At 63.7% G+C, this 26808-nt stretch carries 27 protein-coding genes and 1 tRNA gene; 14 read left to right on the top strand and 14 right to left on the bottom strand.

From position 1 onward, the window contains the following. The first annotated feature begins 88 nt into the window (after positions 1-88). The 7 genes from OKW30_RS20450 (at position 89) to OKW30_RS20420 (ending at position 6252) form a co-directional block, all read left to right on the top strand. Positions 89-799: a response regulator transcription factor gene (locus OKW30_RS20450; RefSeq protein ID WP_184070551.1), complete on the top strand. Its 711-nt coding sequence runs from the start codon at positions 89-91 to the stop codon at positions 797-799. Between the two features lie 79 nt (positions 800-878). Continuing rightward, positions 879-2165 (top strand): glutamyl-tRNA reductase, encoded by a 1287-nt coding sequence (gene hemA / locus OKW30_RS20445; RefSeq protein ID WP_184070553.1) that lies wholly within the window; start codon positions 879-881, stop codon positions 2163-2165. A 120-nt stretch (positions 2166-2285) separates the two neighbouring features. Beyond that, entirely contained in the window at positions 2286-3368 is a 1083-nt protein-coding gene (prfA, locus tag OKW30_RS20440) for a peptide chain release factor 1 (protein WP_184070555.1), read from the top strand. 10 nt (positions 3369-3378) lie between these two features. Then, positions 3379-4266, top strand: coding sequence for a peptide chain release factor N(5)-glutamine methyltransferase (gene prmC, locus OKW30_RS20435; RefSeq protein WP_429347451.1), 888 nt, complete (start codon positions 3379-3381; stop codon positions 4264-4266). Positions 4267-4378: 112 nt separating this feature from the next. Continuing rightward, complete coding sequence (grxD, locus tag OKW30_RS20430; RefSeq protein WP_018420101.1) at positions 4379-4690, top strand: Grx4 family monothiol glutaredoxin; 312 nt, start codon at positions 4379-4381, stop codon at positions 4688-4690. Between the two features lie 39 nt (positions 4691-4729). Then, positions 4730-5332 carry a UbiX family flavin prenyltransferase gene (locus tag OKW30_RS20425; protein WP_184052382.1) on the top strand — a complete coding sequence of 201 codons (603 nt, stop codon included), beginning with the start codon at positions 4730-4732 and terminating at the stop codon, positions 5330-5332. A 134-nt stretch (positions 5333-5466) separates the two neighbouring features. Further along, on the top strand, positions 5467-6252 hold the full coding sequence (locus tag OKW30_RS20420; protein WP_184070559.1) for a DODA-type extradiol aromatic ring-opening family dioxygenase: 786 nt from the start codon (positions 5467-5469) through the stop codon (positions 6250-6252). A 117-nt stretch (positions 6253-6369) separates the two neighbouring features. On the opposite strand, the gene OKW30_RS20415 is transcribed toward OKW30_RS20420, so the two are convergent. Further along, complete coding sequence (locus OKW30_RS20415) at positions 6370-7965, bottom strand: APC family permease (RefSeq protein WP_187628784.1); 1596 nt, start codon at positions 7963-7965, stop codon at positions 6370-6372. A 430-nt stretch (positions 7966-8395) separates the two neighbouring features. On the opposite strand from OKW30_RS20415, the gene OKW30_RS20410 reads away from it, so the two are divergent. Continuing rightward, positions 8396-8599, top strand: a complete 204-nt coding sequence (locus OKW30_RS20410) for a cold-shock protein (RefSeq protein WP_007180251.1) — start codon at positions 8396-8398, stop codon at positions 8597-8599. Positions 8600-8734: 135 nt separating this feature from the next. On the opposite strand, the gene OKW30_RS20405 is transcribed toward OKW30_RS20410, so the two are convergent. Continuing rightward, on the bottom strand, positions 8735-9985 hold the full coding sequence (locus tag OKW30_RS20405; protein ID WP_184070563.1) for an Hsp70 family protein: 1251 nt from the start codon (positions 9983-9985) through the stop codon (positions 8735-8737). A gap of 188 nt (positions 9986-10173) precedes the next feature. Between OKW30_RS20405 and OKW30_RS20400 the strand changes: the two genes are divergently transcribed. Then, positions 10174-11667, top strand: a complete 1494-nt coding sequence (locus OKW30_RS20400; RefSeq protein ID WP_429347450.1) for an MFS transporter — start codon at positions 10174-10176, stop codon at positions 11665-11667. Positions 11668-11770: 103 nt separating this feature from the next. Here the strand turns inward: OKW30_RS20400 and OKW30_RS20395 are convergent, their stop codons facing one another. Further along, on the bottom strand, positions 11771-12364 hold the full coding sequence (locus tag OKW30_RS20395; protein ID WP_184070567.1) for a nitroreductase family protein: 594 nt from the start codon (positions 12362-12364) through the stop codon (positions 11771-11773). Between the two features lie 192 nt (positions 12365-12556). Continuing rightward, a complete protein-coding gene (locus OKW30_RS20390) occupies positions 12557-13840 on the bottom strand; it encodes an MFS transporter (RefSeq protein ID WP_429347449.1) in 1284 nt (427 codons plus the stop codon). 153 nt (positions 13841-13993) lie between these two features. Between OKW30_RS20390 and OKW30_RS20385 the strand changes: the two genes are divergently transcribed. After that, positions 13994-14641, top strand: a complete 648-nt coding sequence (locus OKW30_RS20385; RefSeq protein ID WP_184065627.1) for a TetR/AcrR family transcriptional regulator — start codon at positions 13994-13996, stop codon at positions 14639-14641. A 58-nt stretch (positions 14642-14699) separates the two neighbouring features. After that, the gene (locus OKW30_RS20380) at positions 14700-15254 is read left to right on the top strand and encodes a DUF1415 domain-containing protein (protein ID WP_429347448.1); all 555 of its coding nucleotides are present in this window, start codon (positions 14700-14702) and stop codon (positions 15252-15254) included. A 20-nt stretch (positions 15255-15274) separates the two neighbouring features. Here OKW30_RS20380 and OKW30_RS20375 read toward each other — a convergent pair whose 3' ends face one another. Further along, positions 15275-16117, bottom strand: coding sequence for a class I SAM-dependent methyltransferase (locus OKW30_RS20375; RefSeq protein WP_429347447.1), 843 nt, complete (start codon positions 16115-16117; stop codon positions 15275-15277). A gap of 388 nt (positions 16118-16505) precedes the next feature. Between OKW30_RS20375 and OKW30_RS20370 the strand changes: the two genes are divergently transcribed. After that, positions 16506-16826 (top strand): DNA-binding protein, encoded by a 321-nt coding sequence (locus OKW30_RS20370; protein ID WP_090802066.1) that lies wholly within the window; start codon positions 16506-16508, stop codon positions 16824-16826. A 135-nt stretch (positions 16827-16961) separates the two neighbouring features. On the opposite strand, the gene OKW30_RS20365 is transcribed toward OKW30_RS20370, so the two are convergent. Beyond that, on the bottom strand, positions 16962-17171 hold the full coding sequence (locus tag OKW30_RS20365) for a DUF1059 domain-containing protein (protein WP_090805487.1): 210 nt from the start codon (positions 17169-17171) through the stop codon (positions 16962-16964). 442 nt (positions 17172-17613) lie between these two features. Between OKW30_RS20365 and OKW30_RS20360 the strand changes: the two genes are divergently transcribed. After that, on the top strand, positions 17614-18885 hold the full coding sequence (locus OKW30_RS20360; protein ID WP_429347446.1) for a TIGR03862 family flavoprotein: 1272 nt from the start codon (positions 17614-17616) through the stop codon (positions 18883-18885). A gap of 15 nt (positions 18886-18900) precedes the next feature. Here the strand turns inward: OKW30_RS20360 and OKW30_RS20355 are convergent, their stop codons facing one another. From OKW30_RS20355 to OKW30_RS20320, 8 genes are all read right to left on the bottom strand, one after another. Continuing rightward, the gene (locus OKW30_RS20355; RefSeq protein WP_184070579.1) at positions 18901-20025 is read right to left on the bottom strand and encodes a methyltransferase; all 1125 of its coding nucleotides are present in this window, start codon (positions 20023-20025) and stop codon (positions 18901-18903) included. Positions 20026-20454: 429 nt separating this feature from the next. Further along, positions 20455-20530 (bottom strand) — tRNA-Thr (locus tag OKW30_RS20350). A gap of 19 nt (positions 20531-20549) precedes the next feature. After that, positions 20550-21047 carry a ClpXP protease specificity-enhancing factor gene (locus tag OKW30_RS20345; RefSeq protein WP_184070581.1) on the bottom strand — a complete coding sequence of 166 codons (498 nt, stop codon included), beginning with the start codon at positions 21045-21047 and terminating at the stop codon, positions 20550-20552. Positions 21048-21113: 66 nt separating this feature from the next. Then, positions 21114-21725 carry a glutathione S-transferase N-terminal domain-containing protein gene (locus OKW30_RS20340; RefSeq protein ID WP_006052302.1) on the bottom strand — a complete coding sequence of 204 codons (612 nt, stop codon included), beginning with the start codon at positions 21723-21725 and terminating at the stop codon, positions 21114-21116. A 95-nt stretch (positions 21726-21820) separates the two neighbouring features. Then, on the bottom strand, positions 21821-22576 hold the full coding sequence (locus OKW30_RS20335) for a cytochrome c1 (RefSeq protein WP_184070583.1): 756 nt from the start codon (positions 22574-22576) through the stop codon (positions 21821-21823). Positions 22577-22599: 23 nt separating this feature from the next. Further along, the gene (locus OKW30_RS20330; protein WP_184070585.1) at positions 22600-23979 is read right to left on the bottom strand and encodes a cytochrome b; all 1380 of its coding nucleotides are present in this window, start codon (positions 23977-23979) and stop codon (positions 22600-22602) included. Next, positions 23979-24599, bottom strand: coding sequence for a ubiquinol-cytochrome c reductase iron-sulfur subunit (gene petA, locus OKW30_RS20325; protein ID WP_090802072.1), 621 nt, complete (start codon positions 24597-24599; stop codon positions 23979-23981). Before petA ends, OKW30_RS20330 begins: the two co-directional genes overlap by 1 nt. 220 nt (positions 24600-24819) lie before the next feature. Further along, entirely contained in the window at positions 24820-25566 is a 747-nt protein-coding gene (locus OKW30_RS20320) for a Nif3-like dinuclear metal center hexameric protein (RefSeq protein WP_090802074.1), read from the bottom strand. Positions 25567-25585: 19 nt separating this feature from the next. Between OKW30_RS20320 and OKW30_RS20315 the strand changes: the two genes are divergently transcribed. After that, positions 25586-26806, top strand: coding sequence for a Do family serine endopeptidase (locus tag OKW30_RS20315; protein WP_184070588.1), 1221 nt, complete (start codon positions 25586-25588; stop codon positions 26804-26806). The last annotated feature ends 2 nt before the right edge of the window (positions 26807-26808 follow it).

The raw sequence follows: 26808 nt of genomic DNA, 5'->3' as shown, positions 1-26808 counted from the left end.
GAGTTTAGGGATCGGGGTGTGCTTAGGCAAGTTGTAAGTCTGACGAAAACCCCTCATGCTTCGCCCGTTGCCAGGCTGACGCAGCGCCATGCGCATCGCCCTTATCGAACCCGACGTGCAACACGCCAAACTGGTTGACCGGCTCATTTTCGCCGGCGGCCACGCGTGCCAGCACTTCACCACTAGCGCCACGTTCCTGCAGCGCGCTACCGACGAATTTTTCGACCTGTTGATCACCGAAAGTTGGGCCGGCGACCATTGCGCCGAAGACGTGATCCCGCGCGCGCGCTCCATTCTGCCGGGCCTGCCCATCATGATGCTGCTGAGCGCACCGCGCGAATGCCAGATCGTCGCCGCGCTGCATGCCGGCGCCGACGACTGTCTCAGCAAGCCAGTGCGCGGCCCCGAAATGCTCGCGCGTGTCGAGGCGCTGCAGCGCCGTGCGGGCCTGCGGCGGCCGCCCAACCGTCGACGCGACGTGATCGGCGGCTATACGTTCGACGCGGCGAATTTGGCCGTGACATTCCGCGACCTGACCGTGATCCTGACGCCGAAGGAATTCCGCCTCGCGCTGGTGCTGTTCAACAATCTCGCGCGGCCGGTGTCGCGCGCGCATATTCTCGAAACCGTGTGGGCCCGCCGTCGCGACGTAAAGTCGCGCACCATCGACACCCACGCGTCGCGCGTGCGCAGCAAGTTGCAACTGCGCCCGGAGCTTGGCTACACGCTGACGCCGGTCTATGGTTACGGTTACCAGCTCGACGCGATCCCGCCGGAGAGCCTGACAGGCGCGAACTGACGCATGCGGGATATATGGCGGGCAGAATGTGAGTATCGTGGAAACGCTATAATATATGGCTGAACGATAGCTTCCCCAAATGCAGCTTCTAACGATCGGAATCAACCATCACACTGCGCCTGTCGCCTTGCGCGAACGCGTGGCGTTTCCGCTCGAACAGATAAAGCCCGCTCTGGATACGTTCAAAGGCATCTGGCTGGGCCACATGGCCCCCAACGCGCCCGAGGCGGCAATTCTGTCCACCTGCAACCGCACCGAACTCTACTGCGCGACCGACGACCTCGCCGCGCGCGAAGCCTCGGTGCAGTGGCTGTCGAAGTACCACAACCTCCCGATCGATCAACTCGCGCCGCACGTCTATGCGCTGCCGCAGTCCGAAGCCGTGCGCCATGCGTTCCGCGTCGCGTCGGGGCTCGATTCGATGGTGCTCGGCGAAACGCAGATCGTCGGACAAATGAAGGACGCGGTGCGCACCGCCTCCGAAGCCGGCGCCCTCGGCACCTACCTGAATCAGCTATTCCAGCGCACCTTCGCCGTCGCGAAGGAAGTGCGCAGCACCACCGAGATCGGCGCGCAGTCGGTGTCGATGGCCGCCGCCGCGGTACGCCTCGCCCAACGCATTTTCGACAAGATCGCGAACCAGCGCGTGCTGTTCATCGGTGCTGGCGAAATGATCGAGCTTTGCGCGACGCACTTCGCGGCGCAGCATCCGCGGGAACTCGTCGTCGCGAACCGAACCGCCGAGCGCGGCATGCGGCTCGCCGAGCGCTTCAACGGCCGCGCCATTCCGCTCTCCGAGCTCCCCGCGCGGATGCACGAATTCGACATCATCGTGTCGTGCACGGCGTCCACGTTGCCGATCATCGGTCTTGGCGCGGTCGAGCGCGCGGTCAAGGCGCGCCGTCACCGGCCGATTTTCATGGTCGACCTCGCGGTGCCGCGTGACATCGAACCCGAAGCCGGCCAGCTCGAAGACGTGTTCCTGTACACCGTCGACGACCTCGGTGCGATCGTCCGCGAAGGCAATGCGTCGCGCCAGGCCGCGGTCGCGCAGGCCGAAGCGATCATCGAAACGCGCGTACAGACCTTCATGCAGTGGCTTGATGCGCGCAGCATCGTGCCGGTGATCCGCCACATGCACACACAGGCCGACACGCTGCGCCGCGCAGAGGTCGAACGCGCGCAGAAAATGCTCGCGCGCGGCGACGATCCGGCCGCAGTCCTCGAGGCACTGTCGCAATCGCTCACCAACAAGCTGATCCATGGTCCTACGCACGCGCTGAATCGCGCGAGCAGCGACAACCGCGACAAGCTGATCGAGCTGATGAGCGGCTTCTACAAACACCCCGGCTCGACCGAGCGTTAGCGGCGCAGTGCTCGCCGCACCCCGCGCGCCACCGCCGTGGCTCGCAAAGTGCTTCCGCCCCGGGCATTCGCCCATTCCCCTGGCCGCATCCATTCCGGAGTCCGCTCCGCTACCCGCCCGATGAAAACGAGCATGCAACGCAAGCTCGACCAGCTGACCACCCGGCTGGCCGAACTGAACGACCTGTTGAGCCGCGAGGACATCACCGCCAACCTCGACCAGTACCGCAAGCTGACGCGCGAACACGCGGAGCTCGGCCCGGTCGTCGAGCATTATGGGCTGTGGCGCCAGGCGCAGAACGACGCCGCCACCGCGCAGGAACTGCTCGCCGACGCGTCGATGCGCGATTTCGCCGAAGAGGAAATCCGCGCAGCACGCGATCGTATGGAGACGCTCGGCGTCGAACTGCAGAAAATGCTGCTGCCGAAAGACCCGAACGACGAGCGCAACATTTTCCTCGAAATCCGCGCGGGCACCGGCGGCGACGAATCCGCACTGTTCGCGGGCGATCTGCTGCGCATGTATCTGCGCTATGCCGAGCGCAACCGCTGGCAGGTCGAGATGATGTCGGCGAGCGAATCGGACCTCGGGGGCTATCGCGAAGTGATCGTGCGAATTGCCGGCGATGCCGCGTATTCGAAGCTGAAGTTCGAGTCGGGCGGGCATCGCGTGCAGCGCGTGCCGGCCACCGAAACGCAGGGCCGCATCCATACCTCGGCGTGCACGGTCGCGGTGATGCCGGAAGCGGACGAGATCGGCGAAGTCGAGATCAATCCGGCCGATCTGCGTATCGACACGTTTCGCGCGTCGGGCGCGGGCGGCCAGCACATCAACAAGACCGACTCGGCGGTGCGCGTGACGCACTTGCCGACGGGCATCGTCGTCGAATGTCAGGACGACCGCTCGCAGCACAAGAACAAGGATCGCGCGCTGAAGGTGCTCGCCGCGCGCATCAAGGACAAGCAGGCGCACGAGCAGCAGGCGAAGGAAGCGGCGACGCGCAAGAACCTGATCGGCTCGGGCGACCGTTCGGAGCGCATCCGCACGTACAACTTCCCGCAGGGGCGCCTCACCGATCACCGCATCAACCTGACGCTGTATCGCCTCGACGCGATCATGGACGGCGATCTCGAAGAACTGATCGCGGCGCTCGTCAGCGAGCATCAGGCCGAACTGCTGGCTTCGCTCGGCGACGCGGACTAACGCCCCGACAATGACCGACGCCTCCCCGGCTCCGCTCGACCCCACCGGTCTGCCCCCCACGGCCGAGGCGCTATTGCGCGCATCGCCGCTGCCGCCGCTCGAAGCGCGGATTCTGCTCACGCATGTGCTCGGTTGGCGGCGCACGCAGCTGATCACGCGCGGCGAGGAGCCGCTCGAACGCGCAAGCGTCGAGCGTTATCGCACGTTCGAGGCGCGGCGCATGGCCGGCGAGCCGGTCGCGCAGCTCGTCGGTGCGCGCGAGTTCTTCGGGCTCGAATTCGAAGTGACGCCGCACGTGCTGATTCCGCGTCCTGAGACCGAGCTGCTGGTGGAGACCGCGCTCGCGGCGATCGAACCTCGGCCGCGCCCACGTGTGCTCGATCTCGGCACCGGGACCGGCGCAATCGCGGTGGCAATCGCGTCGATGCGGCCCGACGCGCAGGTCTGGGCGCTCGACCGCTCGGCCGACGCGCTCGCCGTCGCCGCGCGCAACGGCGCGCGCCTGCTCGACGTGAATCGCCCGGGGGGCGCCGTCGTTTTCCTGCCCAGCGACTGGTACGGCTCGCTCGACGCCGCGTTGCGCTTCGATGCGATCGTCAGCAATCCACCGTATATCGCGAGCGGCGACCCGCATCTGCGTGAGGGCGATCTGCGCTTCGAGCCGCGCGGCGCGCTCACCGACGAGGCCGACGGCCTCAGCGCGATCCGCGCGATCGTTGCCGGCGCCCCCGAGCGTCTCGCTGCCGACGGCACGCTTTGGATCGAACATGGCTACGACCAGGCCGAAGCCGTGCGCGCATTGTTGAGCGAACGCGGTTTCGCCGAGGTCCGCTCGGCGCGCGATCTCGCCGGCATCGAGCGGATCAGCGGCGGCGTGCTGCGCGCCGCTGCGGCCTGAGCGCGGTCGCCGAGGCTAAAACCCCAGGCGCGACGTGGCTGCGGCCGCCCGTAGCGAAATCCGCTATCATTTCAGCCTATTCCCATCCTTTATCGGAACCGCAAGGTCAGTCATGGATACGCAACAACGCATCAAGCAAATCGTCGACGGCAACAACGTCGTTCTCTTCATGAAGGGCACGGCCCAGTTCCCGATGTGCGGTTTTTCCGGCCGCGCCATCCAGATCCTGAAGGCGTGCGGTGCCGGTGAAATCAAGACCGTCAACGTGCTCGAAGACGACGAAATCCGTCAGGGCATCAAGGTGTTCTCGAACTGGCCGACCATTCCGCAGCTGTACGTGAAGGGCGAATTCATCGGCGGCTCGGACATCATGATGGAGATGTACGAATCGGGCGAACTGCAGCAGCTGTTCGCCGCGGCCTGAGCGTTCTACGCTTCGTTCGCTTCATCAGGCGCCGCAGCCATGCAGCAAGCACGCACCGCGGTGCCTCGCCGGCTGATCGTCGCGATCACCGGCGCCACCGGCGCCATCTACGGCATCCGGCTGCTCGAGACGCTGCGGCGGCTCGGCGGCGTCGAGAGCCACCTGCTGATTTCGAGCGCGGGTTGGCTCAACATCCAGCATGAACTCGAGTTGGGCAAGGAAGACGTGCATCCGCTCGCGGATGTCGTCCATTCGGTGCGCGATGTCGGCGCGAGCATCGCGTCCGGCTCGTTCGCGACCGACGGCATGATCGTCGCGCCCTGCTCGATGAAAACACTCGCGAGCATCGCGCACGGTTTCGCCGACAACCTGATCACCCGCGCCGCCGACGTCACACTGAAGGAGCGTCGCCGTCTCGTGCTGCTGGTGCGCGAAACGCCGTTCAATCTCGCGCATCTGCGCAACATGACGGCCGTCACCGAAATGGGCGGAGTGATCTTCCCGCCGCTGCCCGCGTTCTATAACCGGCCTGCTTCGATCGACGAGATGGTCGACCACACTGTCGCACGCGTGCTCGATCTGTTTGCGCTGGGGCCGGCGTTGTCGCCGGCGTGGGAAGGATTGCGGGGCGCGCAGGATTAACCGCGACAACGCGGATTAACAACGGCCGCGACGCAATCAATTCCCGCCGAACCCATTTATCAAGCCGGCGTGCGGGCCTATATTGGTAGCAACCCAATTTCTCCGTGCCGTGCTTACACGGCCGTGTTGCTGTCATGAACCGCTTACCTTCGCTTTTCCTGTCTCACGGCGCACCCACGTTGCCGATCGATCCGTCGATGCCGTCCGCCGAGTTCGGCGCGCTCGGCACGCAATTGCCGCGTCCCGAGGCAATCCTGATGTTGTCGGCGCACTGGGGCACCGCACAGCCACTCGCGAGCATCGCGACGGCGCCTGAAACCATCCACGATTTTTATGGTTTTCCGCGCCAGCTCTATGAAATCCAATATCCGGCGCCGGGCGCGCCCGACATCGCACGTAGCGCCGCCGCGCTGCTCGGCGCGAGCGGCATCGTCGCGGACGTGCAGCCGCACGGACTCGACCACGGCGCATGGGTGCCGATGCTGCTGATGTTTCCGCGAGCGGACGTGCCAATCGCGCAACTGTCGATCCAACCGCACAAGGACGCCGCGCATCATTTCCGCGTCGGCCGCGCGCTGCGCGCGCTAAAAGACGAAGGCGTGATGGTGATCGGCTCCGGCCAGATCACCCATAACCTGCGCGCCGCCGATTTCTCCGCGCGCCCGGAAGACGCCGATCCGCGTGTGGCCGAATTCACCGACTGGTTCGAGGACAAGCTCGTCGCGCGCGATATCGACGCGCTGCTCGACTATCGCCGCCAGGCGCCGCACGCGGTGTTGATGCATCCGACCGACGAGCATCTGCTGCCGGTATTCGCCGCGCTCGGTGCCGCCGACGACGACTATTCACTCGCGATCCAGTCGCTCGGCACCTACCAACGCTCGCTCGCGATGACGAACTACGTGTTCGGGACCGCCTGATCCGGCGCGGGGTCGCGCACAAAGGTCAACAAAAAGCCCGCCTGATCATTGATCGGGCGGGCTTTTTATCGGCCCCGAAAGACCCGCGTCGAGCGGATCTTCGGTTTCGACCGGTGCTCAATGCGCGCCGATAACTTCGAGCACTTCGTCGTGCACGAGCCGCTCGTCCAGATACTCCGAACGATAGCCGCTGTTCACGCCCCAGAAGTAGAACACCAACGAGAAGGCGATCACGACGAGCATGTCCCAGCCGTACGGCAGAATGCCGAAGCCGCCAAACTCCTTGCTGCCGATCAGCGACAGGATCGCCATGATCGGCAGATACGCGACCAGCCACCAGGCAGCCTTCAGGTCACGGCCCCAGCCCTCGAAGCCCGACTTCGCCTGGAAGTAGAAATACACCGGCAGCGCGACGACCATCAGCAGAATGATTTCGCCGGTCAGCGGCCACCTCGCCCAGTACAGGATCAGCGACGCGCAGACGAACGCGAACGGCGCGATCACCTTCATGCCGGCGATGTGCAGCGGGCGCTCGAGATCGGTTGCCGCGCGGCGCAGTGCCATCAGGCTGATCGGGCCGGTCAGGTACGAGATCACGGTCGCGACCGAAATCACCGCCGCGAGCGAACTCCAGCCGCGGAAGAAGAACAGGAAGATGAACGAGACGAGCAGGTTGAACCACATCGCGTTGCGCGGAACGCCATAGAACGGGTGCACGTTACCGAACATCTTCGGCATCGTGTTGTTGCGCTCCATCGCGTAGATCATGCGCGAGGTGGTTGCCATGTAGGTCGTACCGGTGCCGCTCGGGCTCACGAACGCGTCGACGTACAGCAGGATCGCCAGCCAGTTCAGGTTCAGCGCAATCGCCAGTTCCGCGAACGGCGAAGCAAAGCTGAAGTGGCTCCAGCCCTTCATCACGTCGGCCGGATTCACGGCGCCGATGTATGCGATCTGCAGCAACACGTAGATCACGAGCGCGAGCAGGATCGAGCCGATCACCGCGAACGGCACGCTCCTGGCCGGATTTCGCGCTTCACCGGCCAGGTTGATCGGGCTCTGGAAACCGTTGAATGCGAACACGATGCCGCTCGTCGCGACCGCGGTCAGCACCGCCGACCAGCCGTACGGCGCGAACGTGGTCGTCTGACCAAAGTTCTCGGTGTGGACGCCTGTCATCATCAGGCCGACGATCGTTGCGCCCGGGATCAGGAACTTGAAGATAGTGATCGCCGAGTTGGCGCGCGCGAACAGCTTGACGCCCCAGTAGTTGAGCAGGAAATAGATGATGACGAGCCCGGCGGACAACAGCAGGCCGTTGGTCGACAACGACCCGTCGACGAACAGCGCATGCGCCCAGGGATAGGGCCAGGTACTCATATATTGGATCGATGCTTCGGCCTCGATCGGGATCACCGACACGATCGCGATCCAGTTGGCCCACGCGCTGATGAAACCGACCAGCGCGCCGTGCGAGTAGCGCGCATAGCGCACCATCCCGCCAGATTCCGGAAACATCGCGCCAAGTTCCGCGTAGGTCAGCGCAATCGCGAGAATCACGACCGCACCGATGATCCATGCGCAAATCGCAGCCGGACCGGCAATTTTTGCAGCCTTCCACGCGCCGAACAGCCAACCCGAACCGATGATCGAGCCCAGACCGGTCAGCATCAGCGCAAATGGCCCGATGTTCCGTTGTATAGAACTTTTCAAGTCTTCTCCTAAATCAGAACCATGTCGGCACCGCGTGACATCGCTTGTGGCGGTGGGGACGGGGTGACGCGCATGTAAGCGCGTCCAGATGCGGAATAGGTGCAACCGACGCGCGGCGCGTAGTTTAACGGTTGCACCGTGTTACTGCAGCGAAACCGCAGCCGAACCAAGGGTTCTCCCTAGCAAAAAGTTGTCCTCCTGCGCAAGCTTTGTAAGAAAATTTCGGATCAGTCCGGCAAAGTTTCGTCTAGGCTGTTGACCTTCGTCCGAATTCGCCGTATAACGTTCGGGCAGGATTTCAAGTGGCGAGTGAAGTGGTTCTTTCGTAGTTCGCCCATCAACGGTACTCCGGTTGGTCCCATTACCCCCTTCCTTGATTTTCATGCACCCCGGGCTACGGCCTTATTCACCATCTTTAGGAAAAAGTAATATGGAAACCGGTACCGTCAAGTGGTTCAACGACGCTAAGGGCTTTGGCTTCATCACTCCGGACGGCGGCGGTGAAGATCTGTTCGCGCATTTCTCGGAAATTCGCACTGAAGGCTTCAAGACGCTGCAAGAAAACCAGAAGGTCACGTTTGAAGTGAAGACGGGCCCGAAGGGCAAGCAAGCGGCTAACATCAAGCCGGTGTAAGCTCCGCGCTTCCTTCCGGACGCAAAAAAACCCCGCCTCGGCGGGGTTTTTTATTATCGGCGGCCAATCTGAATGCGCCGATTAACTTCGCATGACTTCGCAATTGGCGGCGGATTATTTGCTGATTATCCGGGATTATCCGAATACCCGCCGCGCATGAATACCGAGGCCAGTCGCCACGCTCGCGAGACGATCGCCGAACACCGCTTGCGCGTCTGGAAACGCCGCGGCCAACGCGCCCGACAGAAACGCGAGGCCGGTCGACCCGCCGGTGAAATAGATCGCGTCGACATCGCGCGGCGCGACGCCCGCCGCCTGCACCGTATCGCGCGCGGCCTGCACGATGCGTCGCGTTTCTTCCTCGCCTGCTTTGACGAGCTGCGCTTCGTCGAACGCAAGACGCAGATCCTCTTCCACCTGCTCGAGATCGATCACGGTTTCGCCGCCCGCCGCCACGCCGATCTTCGCCTCTTCCGCGTGGGCGGCGAGCGCGTGCCCAAAACGCTGCTCGACCACGCGCATCAGCCGGTCGTGGTGCTTCGTCTCCGTGAAAAGGTGCCGCATCAGCGCGAGTTCGCTGACGCGCTTCGGCGTGTAGACGGTGTTGATCAGGTGCCAGGTCGCGAGATCGAAATAAATCCGGTTCGGAATTTCGCGCCCTTGCGGATCGAGCGACTGGTAGCCGAGTTCGCGCAGTATCGTGGCGAGTTCGACGCGGCGGTCGAAGTCCGTACCCGCGACGTGCACGCCGTGATGCGCGAGCACATCGTCCTTGCGCTCGACGCGCTTCATCCGTTCCGGCCCCACTCGCACGAGCGAAAAGTCCGACGTGCCGCCGCCGATGTCCGCCACAAGCACGAGCCCCTCGGCGCTCAGGTGCGATTCGTAGTCGAACGCAGCTGCGATCGGTTCATACTGAAAGTGGATGTCGCGCAAGCCGGCCGTGCGCGCAGCGGCTTCGAGCTGTTGCTGCGCCATCTGGTCGGCGCGCGGGTCGTCGTCGACGAAGAACACCGGGCGGCCCAGCACCGCGCGGTCGATCGCGCGGCCGGCGCTCGCCTCGGCCGCGCGCTTCAGGTGAGTCAGGAACGTCGCGATCACGTCGGTGTACTTGATCGCACTGCCGTCGCCGAGATCGGTCGTATTCTCGGCGAGCGGCGAGCCGAGAATGCTTTTCATCGAGCGCATCAGCCGGCCGTCGAAACCGTCGATGTAAGCAGCGAGCGCCGCGCGCCCGAATTCGCTGGTGTGTTCGTCGGTATTGAAGAAGACCGCGGTGGGTAGCGTCGTGTACGCGCCTTCGACCGGCGCCAGCTTCAGCTGCGGGCCGATCGGAACCGCGACGGCCGAATTGGAAGTACCGAAGTCAATCGCGCAATAGTTCATGGCAGGAATGGCCGCTCACGGCTGGCGCGCAAAGAAAGGGGAGCGGCTTTGTATCACGAAAACTCCGGCAGCATCAACTGAAGCTGCCGGGACGGCCGCAAGATCGTTTGAAATCATGGCGCGGAATGGATCTTGCTGCGCCCGACCGGATATGCCGCCCCATTTCGCCATCGAGGAGACTTCGCGTCATGAGCGGGCCGCCCACCGCCGCCGTCGATGAACGTCACGCCACGCTGATCGAAACCGATCTGCCGTCGCGACTGGACCGCCTGCCCTGGGGCCGCTTTCATACGCTAATCGTAGTCGCGCTCGGCGTGACGTGGCTGCTCGACGGGCTCGAGGTGACGCTTGCCGGCGCCGTCGCGAGCGCGCTGAAAACGAGCCCGGCGCTGCGCTTTTCGAATGCCGACGTCGGCCTCGCAGGCAGCGCGTACATTGCCGGCGCGGTGCTCGGCGCGCTCGGCTTCGGCTGGCTGACCGACCGTCTCGGCCGCCGCAAGCTGTTTTTCATCACGCTGACGCTGTATCTGGCCGCGACCGCGGCGACTGCGCTGTCGTGGAATCTGATGAGCTTCATGCTGTTCCGCTTCCTGACCGGCGCGGGTATCGGCGGCGAATACACGGCGATCAACTCGACGATCCAGGAATTCACGCCGGCACGCGTGCGCGGCTGGACCGACCTCGGCATCAACGGCACGTTCTGGGTTGGCGCGGGGCTCGGCGCAGCGGGCTCGCTGGTGCTGCTCGATCCGCACCTGCTGCCTTCCGACTGGGGCTGGCGCGCGTGTTTTTTCATCGGTGCGGTGCTCGCGCTGGCGATCCTGCCGATGCGCATCTGGATACCCGAAAGCCCGCGCTGGCTACTCACGCACGGCGACGAGCGCGACGCCCGCACGATCGTCGAGGGCATCGAGACGCGTTTTCGCGACGCCGGTCACACGCTTGCCGACGACGCCCTCACGCGGCTGCGCCTGCGCGCGCGCGACCATACGCCGTTGCGCGAGGTGTTCCACACACTGTTCAACGTGCACCGGCGCCGCGCGCTGGTCGGTCTCACGTTGATGACCGCGCAGGCATTCTTCTACAACGCGATCTTTTTCACCTACGCGCTCGTCCTCACCGACTTCTATCACGTGCCGGGCGACGACATCGGCTGGTATCTGCTGCCTTTCGCGCTCGGCAATTTCCTGGGGCCGCTCGTCCTCGGGCGGCTGTTCGACGTGATCGGCCGACGCAAGATGATCGCCGCGACCTACGCGATGTCGGCGATCCTGCTGACACTGTCCGGCTATCTGTTCGAGCAGCAACTGCTGAGCGTCGTCACGCAGACGGTCGCCTGGATGGTCATTTTCTTCTTTGCGTCGGCAGCCGCGAGTTCCGCGTATCTGACCGTGAGCGAATCGTTTCCGCTCGAAATCCGCGCGCTCGCGATCGCGGTTTTCTATGCGTTCGGCACCGCGCTCGGCGGCATCATCGGGCCGGCGTTTTTCGGTCGGCTGATCGATACGCATCAGCGCAGCGAGGTGTTTTCGGGCTATCTGGTCGGCTCGGCGTTGATGCTCGCGGCGGCGCTCGTCGCGGCGATCTGGGGTGTCGACGCGGAGCGCAAGTCGCTCGAACATGTGGCCGCGCCGCTGTCCAGCGTGATGGATGGTGAGAACGGCATGGACGGCGCTGCATGAAAAACGCGCGGACCGTGCCGCGCGTGCCTGACCGCTTAGTTGCTCATCGACCGCTTTCTTCGCTTTACCCGAAATCGCGCCGCAAGCGCGGCGAATCCGTCCCTCAGAACGCCTTCTTCCAGGCGCCGGCGTACACGATCTCCGCGAGCGCCGCGCGTTGACGCGGCGCCTTCTCGCGTTCGCGCAGGACCGGGTCCAGTTTGTCGACGTCGCCGTAATGGCCAAGCGAGATCATCGCGATCGGCTCGACGTCCTTTGGTAGTTCGAAGGCGGTACGGAACGCGTTCACGTCGAAGCCGCTCATCTGGTGCGCGGCGAGGCCGAGCGCGTGCGCCTGCAGCACCAGCGACATCGCCGCCGCGCCGGCGTCGTAGAACGCGCAGCGGTTTACGTCGCCCTTGTTGGTCATGGTGTGCGCGGTCACCGCGATCAGCACCGGCGCGAGCGCATTCCAGCCCTGGTTGAACGGCACCAGCGTGGCGAAAGCCTTCTTGAACGCGACTTCGTCGACGCTGCGATCGAATACCACAAAACGCCAGGGCTGCGCGTTATATGAAGACGGCGCCCAGCGCGCCGCTTCGAGCACGGCTCGCAACTGATCGCGACTCACCTGCTCGCTCGAATACGCGCGAGGGCTCCAGCGGCCTGCAATCAGCTCGTGAATGGCAACTTCGGTTGAGGCGGGTTTGGTGGCCATGCGCTTCTCTCGGTAGAAATCATGATCGTCGGGCGGCTGCCCGAGGCCACATAGCATAACGGGCTTTCGGTGCGCGCTCCAAGTTGCGGCGCGGCGCTATGCGTGCTGGCTGAGAAAACGCGCACGGCCCCGTTATGGGGCCATGCGTCGTTGCTTCGCTGACGGTGAATCCGCGCGGCGCGCGAGGGCGCCTCAGATTGCCTGCGGCGTCGCCACCTTGGCCGGGCGGTTGATGCGCAGCACGATCACCGCGGCGATCAGACACAAGCCGCCGGAAATCATCGATGCGACCGTGTAGGTGCCAAGACTCGCGCGCAGCATGCCCGCGCCGAGCGCCGCGAACGCCGCGCCGAGCTGGTGGCCCGCGACCACCCAGCCGAACACGATCGGCGCCGATTCCTTGCCGTAGACGTCGGTCGCAAGACGCACGGTCGGCGGCACGGTGGCGATCCAGTCGAGACCGTAGAACACCGCGAACAGCGGCAGTCCGAAAAAGTCGATGCCGAACGCGTGCGGCAGATACATCAGCGACAGCCCCCGCAGCCCGTAATACCAGAACAGCAGCACGCGGCTATTGAAGCGGTCCGACAGCCAGCCCGACATCGTCGTGCCGAACAGGTCGAACACGCCCATCGCCGCGAGCAACGACGCGCCCTGCACTTCGGTCATCCCGTAGTCGCCGCACATCGCGATCAGATGGGTGCCGACATAGCCATTGGTGCTCGCGCCGCAAATGAAGAAGCTGAAGAACAGCAGCCAGAAGTCGCGCGTTTTGCTCGCCGACGCGAGCGTGCCGAATGCGATCGCGAGCGGATTCTGCCTGGTGACGGTCGTCGTGATGGGCGCGTCATGCGGTTCGCCGTACGGGCGCAGCTGCATGCTGGCCGGATGCTCGGGCAGCAGGAACGCGACGAGCGGAATCACGACGCCCGCCGCGAGCGCGACGACCCACACGACCTGACGCCAGCCGTAATGCTCGGCGATGGCCGCGAGCAGCGGCAGAAACACCAGCTGGCCGGTCGCCGAGCTGGCGGTCAGGATACCCATCACGAGACCGCGGCGCGTCGTGAACCAGCGCGTCACGACCGTCGCCGACAGCGACAGCGCCGCTACCCCCGTCGAGCCGCCGACCATCACGCCCCAGATCAGCACCATTTGCCACGGATGCGTCATCAGCGACGACAGCGCGACACCCGCGGCCATCGTGCCGAGCGCGCTCAGCAGCGTGGGGCGCACACCGAAGCGCTGCATCGCGGCGGCCGCGAAAGGCCCCATCAACCCGTACAGCGCGATGTTCACCGAGATCGCGAGCGAAATCGTCGCGCGGCTCCAGCCGAATTGGTGCTCGAGCGGCACCATCATCACGCTCGGTGTCGCTCGCGTACCCGCAGCCGCGAGCAACACCAGGAACACCACGGCGACGGTCAACCAGCCGTAGTGGAAACGCCCGCCTATCAGTCGCGCAGCCCAGTTCATCGGTTCTCCCATCGACGCGGCCCGGGTGGCGGCGTCGTTCGTATTATTACGGCCTCGGTGAATGACTTGTGACAGATCGGTCACAATAGTGTTGCGATCTTAGTTACTGGTCGGTAACATGTCAAGGCGTCAATCTCATTCGGGTGACTTGCCATGTCCGACAGCGAAACCCCCAAGCCCGCCCCTACTCGTGCGCGGCGCGCGCGCGGCGCACAGACCGCCGGGCCGCAGGCGCAGCTGCATCTGCTGCGCGCGGCCAGCGAGTTGTTCTATCGCGAGGGCGTGCGCACGGTCGGCGTCGATGCGGTGGTCGAGCGCGCGGGCGTGAACAAGATGAGTCTGTACCGGCAGTTTTCGTCGAAGGACGAGCTCGTGATGGCGTATCTGGAGCAGAAGGACGAGCAGTTCTTCCGCTACGTCGAGAAGAGCTTCGCGAAGCATCCGGGCGAGCCGGCGAAGCAGCTTCAGCAGTACTTCGACGACCTCGCGGTGCGCGCCTCGGTCGACGATTACCGCGGCTGCCCGTTCGTGAACGTGTCGGTGGAGTTTTCGGATACCGCGCATCCGGCGCGGCAGTTCGTGTTCCGCAACAAGCAGCGCTTGATGGCGCGCCTCGTCGAACTGTCGACAGCGGCCGGCGCCGGCGATCCGCAAGCGCTGGCCGATGGGCTCGGTCTGCTGATCGAGGGCGTGTACGCGGCGAGCCAGACTTACGGGCCGGGCTGCGGGCCGATCCTCGCCGCGCCGAAAGTCGCCGCGCAGTTGATAGCGGCCGCTTGCGCGGAGAAGCCGGTTCGCTGAGCCAGTCCGTCAGCCGGGTCCTTTAGAATTGCGCGTTTTCCCGTCACGTCCGTCCGCCATGCCGTTGCCCGCCGAATCCCACGATGCCGTTATCGCCGCGACCCGTCATTGGCTGACGGAGGCCGTGATCGGCCTGAACCTGTGTCCGTTCGCGAAGGCCGTGCATGTGAAGGGGCAGATTCGCTATGCGGTCAGCGAAGCGGACACGCTCGAAGCGGTGCTGACCGACCTGGAAGCCGAGCTGCAGACCCTCGTCGCCGCCGACCCCGCCGCCATCGACACGACGTTGCTGATCCTGCCGCGCGCGTTCGAGGACTTTCCCGGCTTCAACGACTGCCTGTTCTTCGCCGACCGGCTCGTCCAGCAGCTACGGCTCGAAGGCGTCATCCAGATCGCGAGCTTTCATCCGCATTACCAGTTCGAAGGCAGCGAGCCCGACGATATCGAAAACTACACGAACCGGGCGCCCTATCCGATCCTGCATCTGCTGCGCGAGGACAGCATCGAGCGGGCCGTGCAGGCCTTTCCCGACGCGGAAGAGATCTACGAGCGCAATCAGGAAACGCTGCGGCGAATTGGCCTCGCGGGCTGGGATGCGTTGATGAAGCGCTAAATGAAGCGCCAGGCCGCGCCTCAGGCCGGCACGAAAAATCGCTCCTTCAGCGCATCGAGCCCGAGCGCGTCCAGCACTTCGCCGAGCCGCTCAGCGGGCCGGCGCCGCGGCAGGTCCTTGTACTGCGCGATGATCAACTCGTTTTTCATCGAGTGTTCCCAGCCGACCAGCTCGGTCACGCTGACCTGATAGCCATGCGCTTCGAGCTGCAGGCAGCGCAGCACGTTCGTGATCTGGCTGCCGAATTCGCGCGTGTGCAGCGGATGCCGCCAGATTTCCGTCAGCGCGGTCTTCAGATCCTTGCCCTTGTTCTGCCGCAGCACGCCGGCCACCTCGGCCTGGCAGCACGGCACGACGACGATGTACTTCGCGTGCTTTTCGAGCGCGAAACGGATCGCGTCGTCGGTGGCGGTATTGCACGCGTGCAGCGCGGTCACGATGTCGATTTCGGCGGGCAGCCGAGTCGACGTGATCGACTCCGCCACCGACAGATTCAGAAACGACATCCCCTTGAAGCCGAGCCGCGCCGCCAGCTCTTCGGACTTCGTCACCAGCTCTTCGCGCGTTTCAATGCCGTAAATGTGCGAAGCCCCACCAGCGACGTCCTGAAACTCCTTGAAAAACAGGTCGTACAGGATAAAACCGAGGTATGACTTGCCCGCGCCGTGATCGACGAGCGTCAGCGCCCCCTGCTGGTCCTTCAGGTCCTTGAGTAGCGGCTCGATGAACTGGAACAGATGGTAGACCTGCTTCAGCTTGCGACGGCTGTCCTGATTCATCTTGCCGTCGCGCGTGAGGATGTGGAGCTCTTTGAGCAGTTCGACGGACTGGTTGGGACGGATTTCGTGGGTTTTGCCGGACATCGTATGGGCCGCCATCAATTGCAGTGCGAACGTGCGACAGATGACGGAAAAAGAGAAAAGTTGCTGCCAGTTTACCCAAAGTGCGGCAATCCCAGCGAGTACGCCGTCCGGATCACGCGAGACAGCCGGTCCGCTGGGAACACTTCCTGCTCGCAAGGCGCTGCGCGGAAGTGTCTCGAGAATGGCCGAAAACAGCTTGAGCGCCGGCTGAGCCTGCGGGTGCAAGCCGCGTCGCCGAAAACAGGAAGCTGTCCGGCCGTGCAACCGGACACGCGAACCGGATGCATGTGGGAAGAGCGGTCCCGCAACAAGGGGCGAACGTTACGTAACCAGCAGCGGCCGGCTTTGCAACGGGTCGCGCGCTCGGATGATCACAGAAGAGGCGGCAATGGATACGGTACCCAACGGAAATGTCGAACAGAAGTTTCAGGAAATGATGGCGAAGCTCACCGCCGCGCCGGCATGGTCGGAGAAACAGCAACTCGAACTGGAAATGGCGCGCGACATCTCCACGGAAATGCTGCGGCTCGCCGAGGTCATGCGTGACGGCAACGTCGACCTCGAGACCTGCCTGACGATGCTCAAGTACGCCAAGGTGCTTGACTTCGTGATGACGACGCTCGCGTCGCGACGCGACATCAAGCCGCAGACGTTGCGGGTGATCTTCAAGCTCGCCGGGCTGAAGGTCGATGAGGCGTATCCGGGTTAGCGCGTCGGCATCCTGGTTAGATTGGCTTGGTATCGCGTTTCTCGTGTCACCACAAGACTGCTGCAACACGCCCGCACGCGGGCGGCTGGATGCCGCTCGCGACGCGGGCTTCCACACTCCCCTTCCACGGGTGTCTCAAGCGTGCCGCGCCTCGACGGGCGGCGTTCCCTCATGAAATAGCGTCTTCAACTGCTCGCGCAGCTCCGGCGAATCCGCGTGCTTGTGAACGCTGACGGCATGCTGGACCGCGGCTTCGAGCAGTTCGCCGTCGCTGTCGGCGGATAGCGCGACAGTGCAGTTCGTTTCGCTCGGAAACTCGCGACAGTCGATATATTTGCGGGTCATGGCAATCTCCTTGAACCAGACGATCGACTCTTCCACCGAATTAACAGGTGATTCGCGTCGGCTGCCGGCGCGCGGCAGTGAGGCGCGCCGCAGCGGCTGCGACGCAAGCGACGTGATTGGGGATTGACGCGAGGAACGACCCGAACGGCGTCCGATGGAAGATGTTTGAAAAGTATAGGTCGCGTGCGGCGCGGGCCAAGCGGTGAACGCGATGCGCAACGGCCGGGAGAAAGACTGAATCCAGTATTTTTCGGTCTGGGGCGATCGAGCCCGGTCGCCTGGCCGAATAGCCGCCTGTTTGCCAGTACCGGGCACAGTTCGACAGAGTTTGTCGGCGTTTGCCGCGCGCCGCGCGCGGTGTGACAATAGCGCCCTTCGCGCCGCATATCCGTTCGGTCACCGCGGCGCACCGCCTTTTCTCCCCGTTGATCCGCTGAACCGCATGTCAATCTCGCTCGATTCCGCCCGCGTCGCCGTGATCGGCGGCGGCCCCGCCGGCCTGATGGCCGCGGAGACGCTTGCCGGGCGCGGCGTGCAAGTCCACGTATATGACGCGATGCCGTCGGTCGGCCGCAAATTCCTGATGGCGGGCAAAGGCGGCATGAACATCACGCATTCGGAAGCCCTCGCGCCGTTTCTCGACCGCTACGGCTCGTGCCGCGAGCGCATCGCGCCGTTACTCGACGCGTTCGGTCCCGACGCGCTGCGCACATGGTTGCGCGAGTTGGGCGTCGAGACGTTCGTCGGCAGTTCGGGGCGCGTATTTCCGTCCGACATGAAGGCCGCGCCGATGCTGCGCGCGTGGCTGCATCGGCTGCGCGAAGCGGGTGTGCAGTTTCATATGCGTCACAAGTGGAGCGGCTGGGCGTCAACATCCGAAGACGGTGCCGCCCACGCGTTGCGCTTCGACACGCCCAACGGTGAGCAGACGATCAACTGCGACGCGGTCGTGTTCGCGCTCGGCGGCGCCAGTTGGCCGCGTCTCGGCTCCGACGCCGCGTGGGTGCCGCTGATGACGTCGCGCGACGTGCCGGTGACGCCGCTGCGTCCCGCGAACTGCGGCTTCGACGCGGACTGGAGCCCGTATCTGCGCGAGCGTTTCGCGGGTCAGCCGATCAAGACGGTCGCGATTTCCGTCACCGATGTAGACGGAAAAGTCCACAATCGACAAGGTGAAATACTTTTGACTGAAACGGGCCTCGAAGGGAGCCTGATTTACGCGTTGTCGGCGCCGATCCGCGAGCGGATTCTCGCCGGCGGCGAGGTCACGATCGCGCTGGATCTCGCGCCAGGCTTGCCGCTCGAGCGAGTCGTGGAGGAGGTGACGCGGCCGCGCGGCTCACGCTCGACCGCGAGTCATCTGCACGGGCGAATCGGAATCGGCGGGGTCAAGCTGGCGTTGTTGCATGAGATTCTGTCGAAAGAAGCCTTCGCCGATGCGCGCGGCCTCGCCCACGCGATCAAGGCGCTGCCGATGCGACTGCTGCGCGCGCGACCGATCGAGGAAGCGATCAGTACGGCGGGCGGAATCCCGTTCGAGGCGTTGGACGCGCATCTGATGATCGACCGGATGCCCGGCGCATTCTGCGCGGGCGAAATGCTCGATTGGGAGGCGCCGACCGGTGGTTATCTGCTGACCGCCTGCTTTGCCAGCGGGCTGGTCGCTGGCCGGGGCGCGTGCGCGTATCTGGAAGCGCACGGCACGTCGGCGTGACGCGCGCAGTCGCCGTCACCGCGCCTTGAGCCGCCACAACGACGTGACCTCGGCCGCTCGCGCAACATACAACGGATCGTTCTGATCGCTGGCCTTCGGATGCCGTGGACGAATGTCCTCGCGCCCCACGACACTGAGCCCCGCGTGCTCGATCGCCGCGAGCAGCCACTCGCGCGTACGCAGCCCAAGGTGCTCGGCGAAATCCGAAATGATCAGCCAGCCCTCGCCGCCCGGCGTCAGATGATCGGCGAGGCCGTTCAGGAAACCGACCAGCATGCGGCTGTCCGGATCGTAGACCGCGTATTCGAGCGGCGACGCGGGCCGCGCCGGCACCCACGGCGGATTGCAGACGACAAGCGGTGCCCGACCGTCCGGAAACAGATCGGCCTGCACAATCTCGACCTGCTCGGCGTAACCAAGACGCGCGAGATTTTCACGAGCACACGCAAGCGCGCGCGCATCCTGGTCCGTCGCGACGATCTTGCGCACGCCGCGTTTGGCCAGCAGCGCGGCCAGCACGCCAGTGCCGGTGCCGATATCGAACGCGAGGTCCAGCGACGGCAGCGGCGTGCGCGCGACCAGATCGACGTACTCGCCGCGCACCGGTGAGAACACACCGTAGTGCGGATGGATGCGCTCGCCGAGCGCCGTAATCTCGACGCCCTTCTTGCGCCATTCGTGCGCGCCGATCAAACCGAGCAACTCGCGCAACGACACGACCGACGCGTCGCCGCTCGCCGGTCCATAAGCTTCGATGCAGGCCTGCCGCACGTCGGGCGCGCGACGCAGCGGAATGGCGTAGTCGGCATCGAGCGGAATCAGGATCATGCCGAGCGTGCGCGCGCGCTGCGACTGCGCCTGCCGATGCTGGTTGAACGCGTCGAGCGGTGTGGCTCCCTGCTTGCGCGGCTTGCGTTCGAGCCGGCGCGTGACGGCCTGCAGCAGTTGGCGTGCGTTCTGGAAGTCGCCGCGCCACAGCAGCGCGGTGCCTTCGCAGGCGAGGCGGTAGGCCGAATCGGCGGTGGTGCGGTCGTCGGCGACGACGACGCGCTTCGGCGGCGGCACGGCCGCTTCGGAACGCCAGCGTGCGGTGCACGGGCCGTCGGCTTCTGGCCAGGTGAGAGTTGCGGGGCTGGTCATGGTGCAATGGAGTCGATGTGACGTCGCCGGCGGCATGGACCGCGACAGCGGACCGGACGTCCGGCGGCTGCCCGCCATCCCGGGCGACGCCCGAATAGTACCGTACCGCCGCCGTGCGGATTCGCGGCGCGGCATGAATTGGTGACGGTGATGAGGTGAGTCTAGACGCACCGAAAGTAGACAATAATGTCTACAATCGACAAGGTGAAAGAGATATCGTGGTTTTTGAGCCATCGCGCGGCTCACCTCACGCTGCCTTCGCACGTTTTGACGTGCGTGAAACCCTCGTCGCAAACAAGCCGGGCCAAGGCTTCGGTGATCGGCATCAGCAACGATCCGGGCAATTTCCACCGAAAAAGAAAAACCCCGCCAAAGCGTGTGCTTCGACGGGGTTTTCTAGCATTTCCAGTTACTGCTGATAAAGCAATCTGGTGCCGGCTGCAGGACTCGAACCCGCCACCTCATGATTACAAGTCAAGCGCTCTACCTGATGAGCTAAGCCGGCATGAGGCCGTGATTCTACTTCATTTCACGATCTTAAGGCGAGCCCTTCCGCCGCCTTTCGAGCCATCGTCGTCGGGCTGCGGTTTGTCGTCGGCGTCGGCGGCCTCGGCAGGGTCGGCGGGGGCGGTTTCGACGGCGCGCGGAGCCGCCGGCGTGTCAGCTTCGTCCGCGGCATCCGCGCCCGAATCCTGAGCCTCGCCGCCCGCCGATTCGACCGGGAACGCCATACCCTGGCCGTTCTCGCGCGCGTAGATCGCAAGAATATTGGCGACCGGCACTTCGATCTTGTGGGACTTGCCGGAGAAGCGCGCGTTGAACTCGATCCACTCGTTGCCCATCTGCAGCTGGCTGGTCGCCTCGAAGCTGATGTTCAACACGATCTCGTTGTCGCGCACGAACTGACGTGGCACGCGCGTCTGATTGTCGACGCGGACCGCGATATGCGGTGTGTAGCCGTTATCCGTGCACCACTCGTAGAGCGCGCGCAACAGATAAGGTTTCGTGGAAATCTCTTGCATCAACAGTCCTCTTGCGGGCGCGGGCGCGCATCGAAGCGATGCGACGTCCGCGCTCCAAAGCCAAACTCAACGACGCATCACCTTTTCCGACGGCGTCAGCGCTTCGATATAAGCCGGGCGGCTGAAAATGCGCTCGGCGTACTTCATCAGCGGCGCGGCGTTCTTCGACAGCTCGATACCGTAGTGGTCAAGGCGCCAAAGCAGCGGTGCGATCGCGACGTCGAGCATCGAGAACTCTTCGCCGAGCATGTACTTGTTCTTCAGGAAGATCGGCGCGAGCTGCGTCAGGCGATCGCGGATCGCGAGGCGCGCCTTCTCGTGATTCTTCTCCGCCGCCTTGCCCTTCTCGTTTTCGAGCGTGCCGACGTGGACGAACAGCTCTTTCTCGAAGTTGAGCAGGAACAGGCGGGCACGCGCGCGCTGGACCGGATCGGCCGGCATCAGCTGCGGGTGCGGGAAGCGCTCGTCGATGTACTCGTTGATGATGTTCGATTCGTACAGAATCAGGTCCCGTTCGACGAGAATCGGCACCTGACCATACGGATTCATCACGGCGATGTCTTCCGGCTTGTTGAACAGGTCGACGTCGCGGATCTCGAAGTCCATGCCCTTTTCGAACAACACCAGCCGGCAACGCTGGGAGAACGGGCAAGTAGTGCCGGAATACAGAACCATCATGTTTACGTTTCCTCAAAAAGCTGAAGGGCCAGCGCGCGGAAAAACCGTTCAGCAGGTTTTTCCTGGCGCCGGCCCCACGCCATGTAGCGGCGTGATTATTTGATATGTTTCCAGTACGCGGCGTTCAGTCGCCAGGCGAAAAAGCTCAGGATACCGAGGAACAACAGCACCCACACGCCAAGTTGCTTGCGGGTTTGCTGCGTCGGTTCGGACATCCATGACAGGTACGACACGAGGTCGGCCACAGCAGAATCATAATCTACCGGCGACATCGTCCCCGGAGTCAGTTGCTGGAAGCCGAGGAATTTGTGTACTTTTTCGCCGGTTTTTTCGTCGGTTTCGTCGCCGAATTTCGCCGCACGCTGCCCCTGAAGCTGCCACAGGACGTGAGGCATGCTCACGTTTTGGTACACCAGATTGTTCCAGCCGGTCGGCCGCGTATCGTCGCGGTAAAAACTCCGCAGATACGTGTAAAGCCAGTCCGTGCCGCGCGCCCGCGCCTCCACCGACAGATCCGGCGGCGTCGCCCCAAACCACGCTTTCGCGTCCTCCGGGCGCATCGCCACGGTCATCGTGTTGCCCACCTTGTCGGTGGTGAACAGCAGGTTCGCCTGGATTTCGTTCGGCGTGATGCCGAGATCGGTCAGGCGGTTGTAGCGCATCAGGTTCGCGCTGTGGCAATTCAGGCAGTAGTTTACAAACAATTGCGCGCCGCGCTGCAAAGAAGCGAAATTGTTCGTGTTGTCCGGCGCGCGATCGAGCGGGAAATTCTCGTCCGCGTGAACCGGAGCGGCCAGCAGCACAAGCATGGTCGCGCCGACCAGCGCGCACATCGAAAGCAGTTTTTTCATCTTCATGTTCTCCTGGCTCGCGATTAGTGAGGCTTGAACCGCACCCGCTCGGGCGGCTGCTTGAACTTGCCAAGCCGGGTCCAGAAGGGCATGCCGAGGAAAAACGCGAAGTAGATCAGCGCACAGATCTGGGCGATCAGCGTCGCGGCCGGCGATGGCGGTCGCGTGCCGAGGAAGCCGAGCGTCAGGAACGCAATCACGAAGATCCCGAAGAAAACCTTGTGGAAGAACGGCCGGTAGCGAATAGACCTGACCGGCGACCGGTCGAGCCACGGCAGGAAGAACAGCGAAATCACCGCGCTGCCCATCACCACGACGCCCCAGAACTTCGATTCGGTGAACACCATCGCGACGATCACCAGCACCGCAAGCACCGGCAGACCGAGCTTCCACTTGCCGCGCGCGCGCACGAGCGCCAGCAACCCGAGTAGCGCGATGACGATCATCAGCACGATCTTGAATGGATCGGTAGTGGCGCGCAGCATCGCATAAAAGGCGGTGAAGTACCACACAGGCGCAATTTCCGGCGGCGTCTGCAGCGGATTCGCGGGGATGAAGTTGTTGGCTTCAAGGAAGTACCCACCCATTTCCGGCGCGAAGAAGATGATCGCCGCGAAGATCAGCAGGAAGATCGTTACGCCCATGAAGTCGTGCACCGAGTAGTACGGGTGGAACGGAATGCCGTCGAGCGGCACGCCATCCGGGCCCTTCTTGGCCTTGATCTCAATGCCGTCCGGGTTGTTCGAGCCGACTTCGTGCAGCGCGACGAGGTGCGCGATCACGAGGCCGATCAGCACCAGCGGAATCGCGATCACGTGAAACGCGAAGAAGCGGTTCAGCGTGACGTCGGAGACCACGTAGTCGCCGCGAATCCACAGCGACAGATCCGGACCGATGAACGGAATCGCCGAGAACAGGTTCACGATCACCTGCGCGCCCCAGAACGACATCTGGCCCCACGGCAGCAGGTAGCCGAAGAACGCCTCGGCCATCAGGCTCAGGAAAATCAGGCAGCCGAAAATCCACACGAGTTCGCGCGGCTTGCGGTACGAGCCGTACAGGAGCCCGCGGAACATGTGCAGATACACGACGACGAAAAACATCGACGCACCCGTCGAGTGCATGTAGCGGATCAGCCAGCCCCACGGCACCTCGCGCATGATGTACTCGACCGACGAGAACGCGAGCGTCGCGTCGGGCTTGTAGTTCATCGTCAGGAAAATGCCGGTGACGATCTGGTTGACCAGCACCAGCAACGCAAGCGAACCGAAGAAGTACCAGAAGTTGAAGTTCTTCGGCGCGTAGTACTCGGAAACGTGCTTCTTCCACGTGGCAGTCATCGGGAAGCGCTGGTCGATCCAACCAGCCAGCCCGGTCGTCTCTACTTCGTGTTCGCTCGCCATTACGCTTCTCCTTTTTCGTCCTTCCCGATCACAAGGGCCGTCGCCGACGTGAACATGAAGCGCGGGATGTCGAGGTTCTGCGGAGCGGGTTTGTTCTTGAAGACGCGGCCGGCCATGTCGTAGGTCGAGCCGTGGCACGGGCACAGGAAGCCGCCGGGCCAGTCGTCGGGGAGATTCGGCTGCGGGCCTTCCTGGAAGCGCGGCGTCGGCGTGCAGCCCAGATGCGTGCAAACGGCGACGGCAACCAGCAGATGCTTGTTCTCGGCGCGTGAACGGAATTCGTTGTTGCAGTAGTCCGGCAGCGGCATCGAAAACGGATTCAGCGAGTGGGGGTCCGCTACCTGGCTGTCGGCTTTTTGAACATCGGCGAGCATGCGGTCCGTGCGGTTGATGATCCACACCGGCTTGCCACGCCAGGCGACCGTCATCATGTCGCCGGGCTTCAGACCACTGATATCGACTTCGACCGGGGCACCTGCGGCCTTGGCCTTTTCGGATGGTGCAAAGGAACTAACAAAGGGTACGACAACGGCAACACCTCCTATGCCGCCTGCTACGGTCGTCGCTACCAGCCAGTTACGGCGGCTGCCATCGACGCGTTCCTCTTCTTTGTCTCGCATCACACGCCCCACTTCTGAGTTGGATTTTTCCTTCACGTCGCTTCTACCGCCGCTAGTTTGCTCGAATGGAGTCGCCATTTACAAGGGCCGATTGCCAAAAACCGTGCGAAGCCCTTGATAACTCAGGGTTTGTCCGTACCGATCGCAAACTTTTTCGCACCTCCTTTTAAGTGCCTTCTGCGGTATTCCTGCCTTGTTCTTCGTTAATACAATTCGCAATTCAAACGGGATTGGGGATATCGATAAACAGATGTTCGATATCGAACGATTCGGACAGATGCTTGCCCACCGCCTGCACGCCGAAGCGCTCGGTCGCGTGGTGGCCAGCTGCCAGAAACGCGACGCCGCTTTCCGCTGCCGTATGCATCACCGACTCCGATACCTCGCCGGTCACGTAGACGTCGACACCCGCGTTGATCGCCGCGTCGAACATGCCTTGCGCGGCGCCCGTGCACCAGCCGACGCGGCGCAGCTCCATATCCGGATCGCCGAACACGAGCGGCGTGCGGCCCAGTGTCTGCGCGATCTCCGCGGTGAGGTGCGACAGCGTGATCGGCATCGGCAGCGTGGCGAGCCAGCCGAGATCGTTGTCGCCGAAACGCGCGTCGCTGATCCAGCCCATCTTCTCGCCGATCTGCGCGTTGTTGCCGAACTCGGGATGATCGTCGAGCGGCAGATGGTAGGCGAACAGGTTCAGGTCGTTGGCGAGCAGCAGCTTCAAACGAGCATGTTTGCGGCCGGTGATCTGCGGTGCCTCGTTGCGCCAGAAGTAGCCGTGATGGACCAGCACGGCGTCCGCGCCCCAGTCGAGCGCGGCCTCCAGGAAGGCCACCGACGCGGTAACGCCGGTCGCGAGTTTGTTGATCCGGCGGCGTCCTTCGACCTGCAATCCGTTCGGGCAATAGTCCTTGAAGCGCGCGGTTTCAAGGAGATTGTTCAAGTACAATTCAAGTTCAATCCGATCCATATAGACCTCTAGTCTTCAGATGCTTAGACGCTTCTGGCTGTTATTTGCCCAAGCGGTGACGGTGCTGTTGGCGCTGATGTTCATCATTGCGACCCTCAAACCGCAGTGGCTGCAGCGTCAAGGACAATTCGGCAGACAACTCGCCGAACCGATCGTCGCGCTACGGGAAGTGGCGCCGGGCATCGGCACTGGCCATGCCGAAACGTCCTATGCCGAAGCGGCGCAAAAGGCCATGCCCGCGGTCGTCAACGTGTTCTCCAGCAAGGATGGCTCGCTGCCTCCCGACCCGCGCGCCAAAGACCCGCTGTTCCGCTACTTCTTCGGCGACAGGAACAATCGCAAGCAGCAGGAGCAGCCTGCCTCGAATCTCGGCTCAGGCGTGATAGTGAGTTCGGAAGGTTACATTCTAACGAACCAGCACGTCGTCGACGGCGCCGATCAGATCGAAATCGCGCTCGCCGATGGCCGCACCGCCAGCGCGAAGGTCATCGGCATCGACCCCGAAACCGATCTGGCCGTGCTAAAGGTCAATATGACCAATCTGCCCACCATCACGCTCGGCCGGATGGACCAGACCCGCGTCGGCGACGTCGTGCTCGCGATCGGCAATCCGTTCGGCGTCGGGCAGACCGTAACGATGGGCATCGTCAGCGCGCTCGGCCGCAACCATCTCGGCATCAATACGTTCGAAAACTTCATCCAGACCGACGCCCCGATCAACCCCGGCAACTCGGGCGGTGCGCTCGTCGACGTGAACGGCAACCTGCTCGGCATCAACACCGCCATCTACTCGCGCTCGGGCGGCTCGCTCGGCATCGGCTTCGCGATTCCGGTGTCGACCGCGCGCAGCGTGCTCGAGAGCATCATTACGACCGGCACGGTCACGCGCGGCTGGATCGGCGTCGAACCGCAGGACGTCACGCCGGAAATCGCGGAGTCGTTCGGGCTCGATCAGAAGTCGGGCGCTATTGTCGCAGGCGTGCTGAAAAGCGGCCCGGCCGACCGTGCGGGCATCAAGCCCGGCGACATCCTGACGAGCGTAAACGGCCAGGTGATCACCGATACCACGCGTCTGTTGAACGTGATCGCGCAGATCAAGCCCGGTACGGCGGCGAAAGTGCATCTGGTGCGCAAAGGTCATCAGATCGATCTCGACGTGAAGATCGGCAAACGCCCGCCGCCGCCGAAACAGACGGAAGACGACAACGGCGGCGATCAGCCGGATGACGAAGGCGGTTGAAG

Source organism: Paraburkholderia sp. Clong3, from assembly GCF_050436485.1.
Taxonomy (GTDB): Bacteria; Pseudomonadota; Gammaproteobacteria; order Burkholderiales; family Burkholderiaceae; genus Paraburkholderia; species Paraburkholderia tuberum.
The sequence above is the reverse complement of the archived record's forward strand: the minus strand, read 5'-3'. Positions and strand labels throughout refer to the sequence as shown.

Bases quoted from the DNA above. Each gene is read 5' to 3' on its own strand.
- OKW30_RS20450 (WP_184070551.1), top strand. From the start codon at position 89: ATGCGCATCGCCCTTATCGAACCCGACGTGCAACACGCCAAACTGGTT.
- hemA (WP_184070553.1), top strand. From the start codon at position 879: ATGCAGCTTCTAACGATCGGAATCAACCATCACACTGCGCCTGTCGCC.
- prfA (WP_184070555.1), top strand. From the start codon at position 2,286: ATGAAAACGAGCATGCAACGCAAGCTCGACCAGCTGACCACCCGGCTG.
- prmC (WP_429347451.1), top strand. From the start codon at position 3,379: ATGACCGACGCCTCCCCGGCTCCGCTCGACCCCACCGGTCTGCCCCCC.
- grxD (WP_018420101.1), top strand. From the start codon at position 4,379: ATGGATACGCAACAACGCATCAAGCAAATCGTCGACGGCAACAACGTC.
- OKW30_RS20425 (WP_184052382.1), top strand. From the start codon at position 4,730: ATGCAGCAAGCACGCACCGCGGTGCCTCGCCGGCTGATCGTCGCGATC.
- OKW30_RS20420 (WP_184070559.1), top strand. From the start codon at position 5,467: ATGAACCGCTTACCTTCGCTTTTCCTGTCTCACGGCGCACCCACGTTG.
- OKW30_RS20410 (WP_007180251.1), top strand. From the start codon at position 8,396: ATGGAAACCGGTACCGTCAAGTGGTTCAACGACGCTAAGGGCTTTGGC.
- OKW30_RS20405 (WP_184070563.1), bottom strand. From the start codon at position 9,985: ATGAACTATTGCGCGATTGACTTCGGTACTTCCAATTCGGCCGTCGCG.
- OKW30_RS20400 (WP_429347450.1), top strand. From the start codon at position 10,174: ATGAGCGGGCCGCCCACCGCCGCCGTCGATGAACGTCACGCCACGCTG.
- OKW30_RS20395 (WP_184070567.1), bottom strand. From the start codon at position 12,364: ATGGCCACCAAACCCGCCTCAACCGAAGTTGCCATTCACGAGCTGATT.
- OKW30_RS20390 (WP_429347449.1), bottom strand. From the start codon at position 13,840: ATGAACTGGGCTGCGCGACTGATAGGCGGGCGTTTCCACTACGGCTGG.
- OKW30_RS20385 (WP_184065627.1), top strand. From the start codon at position 13,994: ATGTCCGACAGCGAAACCCCCAAGCCCGCCCCTACTCGTGCGCGGCGC.
- OKW30_RS20380 (WP_429347448.1), top strand. From the start codon at position 14,700: ATGCCGTTGCCCGCCGAATCCCACGATGCCGTTATCGCCGCGACCCGT.
- OKW30_RS20375 (WP_429347447.1), bottom strand. From the start codon at position 16,117: ATGTCCGGCAAAACCCACGAAATCCGTCCCAACCAGTCCGTCGAACTG.
- OKW30_RS20370 (WP_090802066.1), top strand. From the start codon at position 16,506: ATGGATACGGTACCCAACGGAAATGTCGAACAGAAGTTTCAGGAAATG.
- OKW30_RS20365 (WP_090805487.1), bottom strand. From the start codon at position 17,171: ATGACCCGCAAATATATCGACTGTCGCGAGTTTCCGAGCGAAACGAAC.
- OKW30_RS20360 (WP_429347446.1), top strand. From the start codon at position 17,614: ATGTCAATCTCGCTCGATTCCGCCCGCGTCGCCGTGATCGGCGGCGGC.
- OKW30_RS20355 (WP_184070579.1), bottom strand. From the start codon at position 20,025: ATGACCAGCCCCGCAACTCTCACCTGGCCAGAAGCCGACGGCCCGTGC.
- OKW30_RS20345 (WP_184070581.1), bottom strand. From the start codon at position 21,047: ATGCAAGAGATTTCCACGAAACCTTATCTGTTGCGCGCGCTCTACGAG.
- OKW30_RS20340 (WP_006052302.1), bottom strand. From the start codon at position 21,725: ATGATGGTTCTGTATTCCGGCACTACTTGCCCGTTCTCCCAGCGTTGC.
- OKW30_RS20335 (WP_184070583.1), bottom strand. From the start codon at position 22,576: ATGAAAAAACTGCTTTCGATGTGCGCGCTGGTCGGCGCGACCATGCTT.
- OKW30_RS20330 (WP_184070585.1), bottom strand. From the start codon at position 23,979: ATGGCGAGCGAACACGAAGTAGAGACGACCGGGCTGGCTGGTTGGATC.
- petA (WP_090802072.1), bottom strand. From the start codon at position 24,599: ATGCGAGACAAAGAAGAGGAACGCGTCGATGGCAGCCGCCGTAACTGG.
- OKW30_RS20320 (WP_090802074.1), bottom strand. From the start codon at position 25,566: ATGGATCGGATTGAACTTGAATTGTACTTGAACAATCTCCTTGAAACC.
- OKW30_RS20315 (WP_184070588.1), top strand. From the start codon at position 25,586: ATGCTTAGACGCTTCTGGCTGTTATTTGCCCAAGCGGTGACGGTGCTG.